Source organism: Saccharothrix sabaoui (genome assembly GCF_051756985.1).
Lineage (GTDB): Bacteria > Actinomycetota > Actinomycetes > Mycobacteriales > Pseudonocardiaceae > Actinosynnema.
In genome coordinates this window covers 1-9,971 of sequence record NZ_JBPKJK010000239.1, presented here as the reverse complement: position 1 = coordinate 9,971, position 9,971 = coordinate 1, and the positions used below count along the sequence as shown (strand labels likewise).

Genomic DNA, 9,971 nt, shown 5'->3' with positions numbered 1-9,971 from the left:
GGCGGGGAGGCGCCAGACCTGGTTGGTGCCGGCGAAGCAGTCCCAGAGCTGGAGGCGCGTGCCGTCCGCCGAGCTGGGGCCGGTGGCGTCCAGGCAGCGCCCGGACGCCGGGTTGCGCAGGGTGCCGTTGGACTGGGCCTGCCAGACCTGCGCGCCGCTGCCGTTGCAGTCCCACAGCTGCACGGGGGTGCCGTTGGCGGTGCCGGCGCTGGTGACGTCCATGCACTTGCCGAGGGCGCGCAGGGTGCTGTCGGTGCCGACGGTCCACGTCTGCGCGGCGGTGCCGTTGCACGTCCACAGCTGCACGGCGGTGCCGTTCGCGCTGTTCGCGCTCGCGACGTCGACGCACTTGCCGTCGATGCCGGTGACGGCGCCGGTGCGGCCGACCGGCGGGTTGGGGTTCGTGCCGCCCGCGGCCTCGAAGATGGCGTTGAGCAGGGACGTGCTGCCGGTGGTGTCCTGCGACAGCTCCCAGTTCATGATGCCGCCCGCGTTGGCGACCGCCCACTGGGTCTTGCGGCGGATGGTCGGCAGGCCGTTGTAGCACTGCTGCACGCCGCCGACGGTGACGCAGTCGCGGTTGGCGTTGGCCGGGTCCATCGCCACGAGCTGGGCGTAGGTGTAGTAGTTGGGGCGGCTGTAGAACGGCACGCCCAGCACGGTCTTGGCGGCGGGCAGGCCGCGGCCCTTCCAGTAGTTCGCGCTGGCGATGGACCAGTCGTAGTTGGCGTGCGGGGTGCCGCCGTCGTAGGCCATGATGTTGAGCCAGTCGACGTGGTTGAACACGGCGGTCTGCACGCCCTCGGCGGTGCCGCCGCCGGAGACGACCGCGGCGGTGAGGAGCTTGCCGCGGCTGCGCATGGCGGTGCTGAGCTGGCCCATCAGGGCGGTGAAGTTGGTGGCCGAGGTGCCCGGGTCCGGGTACTCCCAGTCGATGTCGACGCCGTCCAGGCCGTACTGGTTGACGACGTTGACGACGCTGTTGACGAACGTCGTGCGGCTGGTGGCGTTGCCGGCCAGGGCCTCGAACGCCGAGTCGTCGCCGTCGTTCCAGCCGCCGATGGCCAGGGAGACCTTGACGCCGTTGGCGTGGGCCCGGGTCACCAGCGCGGAGAGCTTGCCGGTGTCCGGGATGGCCTGGAGCGTGCCGTTGCCGTTGGGGAGGGCGAACGAGTAGTTGACGTGGGTGAGCTTGCCGTACTGGACGGCGTTGACGTCGCCCGCCCAGGACGGCAGGTAGCCGACGCTCTTGAAGCCGGCGGGCAGCGCCGCCTGGGCGGTGGGCGCGGTGGCGACGGCGACGGTCAGGCTCGTCGCCGCGGCGGCCAGGACGAGGCCCGCGGCGCCCCACCTGGAGGTGCGCCGGGGTGTTGCCGATGACTGCATGGACGTTCCCTTCGGAGGACTCGTGCCCATGGCGTCGCTCGTCCGCCGTCGTCCGCGCGGACGGGGTCGCGCGGGGGCGGTCGAGCACGCGGGGGTGCAGGGTCGCGAGGTGCAGGGTGCAGGGTGCAGGGGCGCGGGGTCGCGTCCTGCCGTGCGGAGGCGGCGATCCGCGCGGGGGGCGGACGCGGTGCGGGGGCCGGTGCTACGGCCGGGTCGTGCTCGCGTGGCGGGGTGACGTGACGCCGTGGACGGCGTTCATCGTCGTGCGTGTGTCTTCATCGACACGTCCCTTCACTACGGGCGGCAGCCGAGCCAGACCTTACTGGAGGGCTTGATTCAAGTCACGATAAAAGTGCTCCGGAGTGGTTCGGACCCTTCGCGGTCGTTGACCGGGTCGTCGGGCGGCGGCTATGAAGAGCACGTCCACGGGGGGTGGGCCGCGACGCCCCCGACCACGGTCCCGGAAGGTCCACCCGGCATGAGAAGACGTCTCGCGGCCCTCGGCGTCGCCGTGTCCTGCGCCGCCGCCCTCGCCGCAGCACCGGCCGCCGCAGCACCGGCCGCCGCAGCACCGGCCTCCGCAGCGGCGGCCGCCACAGCACCGGCCGCCACAGCACCGGCCGCCACAGCACCGGCCGCCACAGCACCGGCCGCCACAGCACCGGCCGCCACAGCACCGGCCTCCGCAGCGGCGGCGGCGTTCACGGCGGAGTTCGGCCAGGAGTCCACGTGGAGCACCGGCTACGGCGGCCGGTTCACGCTCACCAACACCGGTGACGCGGAGAGCACCGGCTGGGTCGTCGAGTTCGACCTCCCGGCCGGCTCGACCGTGGGCAACTCCTGGAACGCCGTGCTCACCCGCGACGGGCGGCGCCACCGGTTCGCCAACGCCGCGTTCAACGGCCGCGTCGCACCCGGCGGCACGGTGGGCTTCGGGTTCACCGTCACCGGCCTGGGCACGCCCGTCGCCTGCGCGGTGAACGGCGTGCCGTGCGGCGGCGTGCCGCGGCCCGACACGTCCCCGCCGACCCCGCCGACCGGCCTGCGCGTCACGGCGGTGACCGCCGGCTCCACGTCGCTGGCCTGGACCGCGTCGACCGACGACGTCGGCGTCACCGGCTACGAGGTGCTCTCCGGCGGCGCGCTGGTCGCCACGGTCACCACCCCGTCGGCGACCGTGGGCGGCCTGCTGCCGGGCACGGCCCACACCTTCACCGCGCGGGCGCGGGACGCGGCGGGCAACACCTCCCCGGCGAGCGCCGCCGTCACCGCGACCACCGCCCCCGCCGGCGCGGTCGTGGACGTCGCGACCGCGGCGCAGTTGCGGGAGGCGCTGGCGGCGGCCTCGCCGGGCCAGACCATCCGGATGGCGCCGGGCACCTACCGCGGCTCGTTCACCGCCACCCGGCCCGGCACCGCCGCCGCGCCCATCACGCTGACCGGCGCGGGCGCCGTGCTGGTCAACGACGGCCCGTCCGGCAGCGGCCCGAGCTGCCCCGCGCCCACCCCGGGCTGGGACCCCGGCTACGGCCTGTGGCTGCACGGCGCGCCGCACTGGAACCTCGTCGGGTTCACCGTGCGGGAGTCCAAGAAGGGCATCGTCGTCGACGACTCCCACCACGCCGTGCTCGACGGCGTGACGGTGACCCGGGTGGACGAGGAGGGCGTGCACTTCCGGCGCTCGTCCGCCGACGGCGTGCTGCGCGGGTCCACGATCACCGACACCGGCCTGGTGCAGCCCGGGTACGGGGAGGGCGTCTACATCGGGTCGGCGGGTTCCAACTGGGATTGCCACGGGAACACCGGCGGCGTCGACCGCAGCGACCGCGTGCAGGTGGTGGGCAACCGCATCGGCCCCGGCGTCGCCGCCGAGCCCGTCGACGTGAAGGAGGGCACGTTCGACGGCGTGGTCCGGGGCAACGCGTTCGACGGGACCGGCGTCTCCGGCCAGAATTCCGCCGACTCGTGGATCGACGTCAAGGGCGTCGGCTACCTCATCGAGGACAACACCGGCACCTTCGGCGGACCCGGCCCGTTCGCCAACGGCTACGAGACGCACAACCCCGTCACCACGCCGTCGTTCCCGAACGGGTGCGGCAACACGTGGCGCGGCAACCGCTCCGACCTGGGCGGGGTGGGGCAGTACGCGATCCGGGTCACGTCGACCTCGAAGTGCGCCGGGCGGCTGAACGTCGTGCACGCGTCGAACACCGTGACGGGGGCGGTGGTCGGCCTGACGAACATCGCCGTCACCCCCTGACGGCCTGCCCGGCCGCTGCGCCGACCGTGTCGACGGCGTGGTTCCGGCGCTTCGGGGAACACGGGCGGATACCGTTGTCCCGATGTTGCCTGATGCCCTGGAGCGCGCATGGGACTTCGGCGGGGTGCGCTGGTCGCGGTCGAGGTGGTGCTCGTATTCCTGGCGGGTCTGGCGATCAACGCGGCGAGTGACCAGCTGCCCGGCTGGATGGGTGAACCGCGGGTGGTTTGGCCTGTCCTCCTGCTCGTGCTCTGCCTCACGCTCACCACGACCTTGCGGGGGCGGCCGGCGGAGCCGGGACTGCCGCAGGTTTGGAGCGTCCCCGCGCGCAACCCGAACTTCACCGGACGGGCCGCCGAACAGCGGTGGGTGTTCCACCGGCTGAAGCGGCACCGGAAGGTCGCCGTGTACGCGATGCGCGGAATGGGCGGCGTCGGCAAGACCCAAGTGGCGATCGAGTATTGCCACCGGTGGGCCAACCGGTACAGGGCCGTGTGGTGGATCGAGGCCGAGGACTCGACTCTCGTCCCCGGTCAGGTGGTACTCCTCGGGAACGCGATGGGGATGGTGTTGCCCAGCAGCACCGAAGAAGCCGTCGGTACCGTGCTGTCGGAGCTGAGGCGCCGCCGTGACTGGTTGCTGGTCTTCGACAACGCCGAGACCGTCGCCGCGGTCCGCCCGTACCTGCCCTCGGGGCGAGGACACGTGCTGGTGACGACCCGCCGCGCGGGGTTCGAGGCAATCGCCTCGGTACTCGACCTGGACACCTTTGAACGCGAGGATTCCACGGCCCTCCTCCGGGGGCGATTACCCGAGATCTCCCCGGAACGAGCCGATGAGTTGGCCGCCCTGCTGGAGGACCTGCCACTGGCCCTGGAACAGGCAGCCGCGTACCTCCGGCAGACCGCCGTCCCCTTGCCGGAGTACCTGAGCTGGTTGCGCGCCAGCCTCGATGTCGTCGCCACCCGTGGTCGGGACGTGCACCGCGGTCCGGAGCACGACAAGCTCGCCACCCTGTGGGAACCCCCGTTGCGGCGCATCGCGGAGGAGCACCTCGCGGCCGCGCAGCTCCTGGAGATCTGCGCCTACCTCGGCTCCGACGCGATCCCGCTCGACCTGTTCACCGGGAACGCGGTGTCCGGGAACGCCGTGTCGTTGCCATCCCCGTTGGACGTGGCGGTGAAGGACCCGCACGGCGGCTTCGCGGACGCGGTCGGCGTTCTCGTGGACTACTCACTGCTGAGGCGTGTGAACGGCGACCTCCTGATCCACCGCATGGTACGTCTGGCTGTGCGCGTGCGGACAGCGACCGCTCTGAGCCCTTCAGGCGCGTTGCGCCCCTTGGACAGCGCCGGGAACCTCCTCGTAGCGGACCTGCGCACCAGACCGCCCCGGTTGGCAGGGGCGTGGCCAAGGTGGCGGCAGTTGCTCTCCCACGTCCTGGTCTACGGTGAATTCGACGCTGATCCGACCACGCGCGGCTGGTTGCTCCGCAGGGCCGGTGCCTACCTGCTCGAAACCGGGCAGCTGAACGACGCCCGGCTGATCCTCGAACGCGCGCTCCGGATCAGTGAGGCCGCCTACGGGCCCCGCGGACCGGAAGTGGCCGTGCACCTCAGTGACCTGGCGGTCGTGCTGACCGAGTCGGGACGACCGGGAGAAGCTCGACAGCTGCTCCAGCGAGCCTTGACGATCACCGAGAACGCCTGCGGACCCCATCATCCGGCCGTGGCTGTCCGGATGAACAACCTCGGCATCGCCCTGCACGAGTCAGGTCTCACCGCTGAGGCGTTTCCCCTGATCCAGCGCGCTCTTGCCATCACCGAGGCCGAGTACGGACCGGAACACCCGGTTGTCGCGCTCCGCCTGAACAACCTCGGAGTCGTCATCCGCGGTCTTTTCCCGAACCGGACGGACGAGGCCGTGACCCTGCACCGGCGTGCCCTGGGGATCGTCGAGGCCGTTCGACCACCGGGTCACCCCGATGTCGCATCGGCGATGAACCACCTCGGTGCGGCCCTGCTCGACCTGGGACGTCCGCTCGAGGCCCGTGGCCTGTTGGGGAAGGCGCTCGAGATCGCCGAGGCGGTGCACGGTCGGGACCACCCGGAGGTCGCGACCGTGCAGACGAGCCTGGCGATGGCCTTGCGCATGCTGCACAGCCCCGCCGACAACAGGTTGCTGCTCGAAGCGCGGGAGTTGCTGGAGCGTGCGCTCGCGAGCAGTGGGTCGGTCTACGGCGGTGACCATCCCGTTATCGCAACGCGGTTGGACAACCTGGGGCTCGTGCTGCGCGAACTGGGGCAGTTCGACCGTGTCCAGGCCCTTTTTCGGGGGAGGAGGCACGGGCGAGCCCTGTACGAGCAGGCAAGGTCCCTCCACGAACGAGCACTGGTGATCACCGAAGCTGCTTGTGGCCCCGGCCACCCGGACGTGGCCAAGCGCCTGAACAGTCTGGCTGGTGCGTGGCGCGACCTCGGTCGGCTGGACAGGGCGATCCCGCTGCTGGAACGCGCCCTGGCGATCACCGTCGGTGTGTTCGGTCCTGATCACCGCGATGCGGCGGCGAGGTTGACCGAACTCGGTCGCGCGTTGAGCGATGTCGGGCGGCAGGACGAGGGGAAGCGGTTGATCACCCACGCCTGGGCGGTGCGGGAGCGCCTCGCTCGTGAGGCCCTTGAGCCGCTCGACGGCGGTTCGTGATGAGGTGTGGTGCCAGGGGCGGGGGGAAGTGTCCCCCCGCCCGGCGGGGCGGCTACCCGAAGGTGACGACCAGGCGGCCGTCCGAGGCGTAGGACCAGTTCAGCGCGCCGGCGTAGGAGGCGCACCGGGAGCCGTTCGCGCCGGCCCAGAACTGGTTGGTGGCGTCGACGTTCCCGATCGTCCGGTCGTTCGCGCCGCTGCCGCTGCGGCACGACGTGTTGCCGCGGAACACCGAGCTGCCACCGTCGAAGGTGAAGTTGCGCTCGGCGTTGTCGATGCTCACGTTGTCCGAGATCGTCATGGCGCCGAGGTTGCGGTTGTAGGTGAAGCCGTGCTTGCCGTTGTCGTAGGCGATGTTGCGGCGGATGACGTGGTTCACGCCGATGTCCTCGCCGCCGAGCTTGTAGCCGTTGCGGTCGCCGTTGCCCGCCTGGCCGCCGTTGCTCAGCGTGCCGTTGCCGTACGCCAGCGAGTCCTCGATGGTCACCACGCCGATCGGGCCCGTGTCGGTCTTCGTGAACAGGTCCCAGCCGTCGTCGATGTTGTTGTGCGCCACGGCGTAGCGGAAGACGTTGCCGGGGCCGGAGGTCAGCTTCGCGGCGAAGCCGTCGGCGTCCTCGCCGTCCGAGTCGGCGTTGTCGTGCGACTCGGCGCTGAGGATCAGGTTGTTGGCCGGCCACTGGTCCTTCGGCGTGGTGGAGAGCATCCGCGAGAGCTGGAGGCCGGTGTCGCGGTTGAAGCGCGTGATCGTGCGCTCGAAGACGTTGTTGCTGCCGCCCACGAAGATGCCGTTGTCGCCGGCGCGCTCGACCACGATGCCGCGCACGTGCCAGTAGTTGCCGTTCACGGCCAGGCCCCGGTTGGCCGGGTCCTCGGCCTGCGCCGAGAAGTTCAGCACCGGCGTCTCGCCCGGGTAGGCGAACAGGTCCGTGCGGTCGCTCGCGGTGCCGTTGTTGCCCTGCGGGATGGTCACCGTCTGCGCGAAGCGGTAGGTGCCGCCGCGCAGGTAGATGGTCTGGCCGGGGGTGACGCGGGCGATCGCGGAGGTGAGCGTCGTCGGGGCCGCCTCGGTCCCCGCGGCGCTGTCGGTGCCGTTCGGCGCGGCGTACAGCGCGGAGCCCGGCGGCAGGGTCGTGGTCGTGGTCGTCGTCGTGGTGGTCGACGTGGTCGTGCTCGTGGTGGTGCTCGTCGTCGTGGTGGTGGTCTGACCGCCGTCGGTCGGGGTGAGCGTCCACTGCTTGGTGGCCGCGCCGTCGCACGAGTTGGTCTGCACCGGGGCCCCGGCGGCGCCGGAGTTGTCCTTGACGTTCGCGCACTTGCCGCCGTTGGTGTCGACCACCCGGTAGTTGGCGCCGCTCGCGGTCACCGCCCAGGTCTGGCCGGCCGCACCCGTGCACGCCTGCTGCTGGATCGCCTTGCCCGCGCTGGTCGACCCGCCCTGCACGCCGACGCACAGGCCGCTGGCGACGGAGGTGATCCGGAACCCGCCGGCGACCGCCGTCAACGTCCACTTCTGGCCGGCCGTGCCGCCGCACGCCGCCTGCTGGAGCTGCACGCCCGCCGCCGAGGACGCGCCGGGCACGTCGAGGCAGTGCCCGCTGCCCGCGTTCTTCACCACGTACGTCCCCGCGCCGACCGCGGCGGAGGCAGGGGTGACGACCGGCCACGCCACGAGCGTGGCCGCCAGCGCGGCGGCGGAGGCGACGGCGAGCACCGCGGCGCGGCGACCGCCTGGTCGTGTCGCCCAGGTGACTGCGGGCTGCTCGGGCGTTGTCATGGGAACTCCACTTCCGAATGATTCCGGTGAGGCGTGCCGAACCGGTCCCGAGGGCGCGCGGAAGAAAGCGGCGGACTCGGGAATGCGCTACCGGCGTGAACGGGGAACTCGTTTCCCGTCGGATGCTAGGAGGTCGCCGACACCCGGTCAACGAGTCGTCCCGGCGAGGTGCGCCGGTATTGGTAGTCGAATCCCGTCGAACGACGAGGTCATCGCCCCCGGGGCTGTGGCCTGCGGCTTCGGTCGGGAATTCGGCCTGGTCACGCTTGTGAACGAATTGCCCGCTCGTCGGTCACATTCGTGAACAGGAAGGCGGTGTCGAGGGGTGTCGAAGCGTTTTTCCCGCCGCACTACCGGCCGGTAACCGAGCTGCGGGTGCGGCGGTGGACCGGACGCGGGGCGGGATGCCGATGTGGCCGCCGCGCGGTTGTGGCGGGCTGTCCGGCGACCGCCCGCCGGCAAGGGAGTGGAAGCGTTCCCGGAGGGCCGGTGAACCGCCGGTGATCCGTTCGGCGATGCCCCGGCGGTTCCTCGGGTGATCGCCGAACGGTGGTCCCGCCGGTGTCCGCACCCGATGGCCGTGGCCGGTGGTCGTGGTCGGTGGTCGCATCGCCCGCGAACCGGCGGCCGGTGTTGCCGGGGAAGGGGTGCGATCATCTCGCGCAAAGCGCGAACCGTTTTCACCCGATGGCTTGATCTTGACCATCACGCCCATTTCACACCACCCCTGACCTGCGGTTCCGCTTTTAGGTTAGGCTCTCCTAAATGTTTTCGTGTTGCGAGGCCGGGTAACCGGTGGCAACGTTCGCAAGGCCGAGAACTGTTGTCTGGAGGAAGCGGACATGACCACCACAGAAATGCCCGCCGTCAGCGAGTGCACCGTCACCGGCTGTTCGTACAACCACGACGGCTGTCACGCTTTCGCGATCACCGTCAGCGGTGAGAACGGGGCGGCCGACTGCGGCACCTTCATCCCGCTGGCGCGCAAGGGCGGACTGCCCAAGGTCGTCGCGCAGGTCGGCGCCTGCTCGCGGGTCGACTGCTCGTTCAACGCCAACATGGAGTGCACCGCGCCGGGCGGCGTGCGGGTCGGGCCCGGTGAGGGCGACCACGCCGCGAACTGCCTCACCTACACGCGAGGCTGACCCGCCGCGGCGTCGGGCCGCGACCGAGGGGCGCCGCACCGGTACGGGTGCGGCGCCCTCGTCGTGCGCGGTGCGACCAGGGGGACGCCGGAACCAATGCGGGCGAGTGCGGGAGGTGCCGTCCGCCCGGCCGGACGGCGGGTCGTCGCGGCGGCGGTGGCGCTCCAGGACCGGGCGGACGCGGTGATCCTCGGCTGCGCGCGGCCCGGCGAGACCTCGTGCGAGGTGGCCCGGCACGGCCGGGTGGTCGCGGGGCACTACAGCCGGCTCTCCGGCTGGGCCGCCGACCTGGCGGGGACCGGCCTCGGCCCACCCGCCCGCGAGCTGCGCGAACTGGAGGCGCGGCTGCGGGCGCGGGTGGGCCGCTCGACCGGTCAGGCCGGGGGTTCGGGGCGCTGAGCGCCGCTCAGGCCCAGTTCCTCGGCCTCCTCCGCGTCGGGCATCTCGGGGTCGCGCCACTCCTCGGCCCTGGTCGGGGTGCCCGAGCGGAGTTCGCCCTCCATCTCGTGCTTGAGCTGCTCGTCGACCTTCGGGCCGTGCTGGGTGCTTCCGCGCTCCACGGGTCCACCTCCGGTGTTCGTGCCGTCGAACGCGTGGTGTACCCGGCAGCGGGCGGGCCATGCCCCCGCCACCCCTTCCGGGTGGTCGCGCGCGGTCCCCGCGGCAGTAGCAGGACACCCTGTTCGGCCTCGACCAGGCC

7 protein-coding genes are annotated in these 9,971 nt (G+C 71.8%); 4 read left to right on the top strand and 3 right to left on the bottom strand.

Annotated features, from left to right (window positions below; all coding sequences use genetic code 11):
* Window positions 1-1,386: glycosyl hydrolase family 18 protein (locus tag ACR807_RS39185; protein WP_438926595.1), on the bottom strand; the 1,386-nt coding region annotated here is incomplete at its 3' end.
* Window positions 1,387-1,864: 478 nt separating this feature from the next.
* Here ACR807_RS39185 and ACR807_RS39180 point away from each other — a divergent pair.
* Both ACR807_RS39180 and fxsT read left to right on the top strand, forming a co-directional pair.
* Window positions 1,865-3,646, top strand: a complete 1,782-nt coding sequence (locus ACR807_RS39180) for a cellulose binding domain-containing protein (RefSeq protein WP_438926594.1) — start codon at window positions 1,865-1,867, stop codon at window positions 3,644-3,646.
* Window positions 3,647-3,754: 108 nt separating this feature from the next.
* Window positions 3,755-6,349, top strand: coding sequence for an FxSxx-COOH system tetratricopeptide repeat protein (fxsT, locus tag ACR807_RS39175; RefSeq protein ID WP_438926593.1), 2,595 nt, complete (start codon window positions 3,755-3,757; stop codon window positions 6,347-6,349).
* Window positions 6,350-6,401: 52 nt separating this feature from the next.
* On the opposite strand, the gene ACR807_RS39170 is transcribed toward fxsT, so the two are convergent.
* Window positions 6,402-8,126, bottom strand: a complete 1,725-nt coding sequence (locus tag ACR807_RS39170) for an RICIN domain-containing protein (RefSeq protein ID WP_438926592.1) — start codon at window positions 8,124-8,126, stop codon at window positions 6,402-6,404.
* An 842-nt stretch (window positions 8,127-8,968) separates the two neighbouring features.
* On the opposite strand from ACR807_RS39170, the gene ACR807_RS39165 reads away from it, so the two are divergent.
* Together ACR807_RS39165 and ACR807_RS39160 are read left to right on the top strand one after the other, a co-directional pair.
* Entirely contained in the window at window positions 8,969-9,271 is a 303-nt protein-coding gene (locus tag ACR807_RS39165; protein ID WP_438926591.1) for a DUF1540 domain-containing protein, read from the top strand.
* Between the two features lie 96 nt (window positions 9,272-9,367).
* Window positions 9,368-9,670 carry a hypothetical protein gene (locus ACR807_RS39160; RefSeq protein WP_438926590.1) on the top strand — a complete coding sequence of 101 codons (303 nt, stop codon included), beginning with the start codon at window positions 9,368-9,370 and terminating at the stop codon, window positions 9,668-9,670.
* Here the strand turns inward: ACR807_RS39160 and ACR807_RS39155 are convergent.
* Entirely contained in the window at window positions 9,646-9,831 is a 186-nt protein-coding gene (locus ACR807_RS39155; protein ID WP_438926589.1) for a hypothetical protein, read from the bottom strand. The genes ACR807_RS39160 and ACR807_RS39155 overlap by 25 nt on opposite strands.
* Window positions 9,832-9,971 lie beyond the last annotated feature (140 nt).

Coding starts and splice junctions, on each gene's coding strand:
- fxsT (WP_438926593.1), top strand. CDS start 3,755: ATGGGACTTCGGCGGGGTGCGCTGGTCGCGGTCGAGGTGGTGCTCGTA.
- ACR807_RS39165 (WP_438926591.1), top strand. CDS start 8,969: ATGACCACCACAGAAATGCCCGCCGTCAGCGAGTGCACCGTCACCGGC.
- ACR807_RS39170 (WP_438926592.1), bottom strand. CDS start 8,126: ATGACAACGCCCGAGCAGCCCGCAGTCACCTGGGCGACACGACCAGGC.
- ACR807_RS39180 (WP_438926594.1), top strand. CDS start 1,865: ATGAGAAGACGTCTCGCGGCCCTCGGCGTCGCCGTGTCCTGCGCCGCC.
- ACR807_RS39160 (WP_438926590.1), top strand. CDS start 9,368: ATGCGGGCGAGTGCGGGAGGTGCCGTCCGCCCGGCCGGACGGCGGGTC.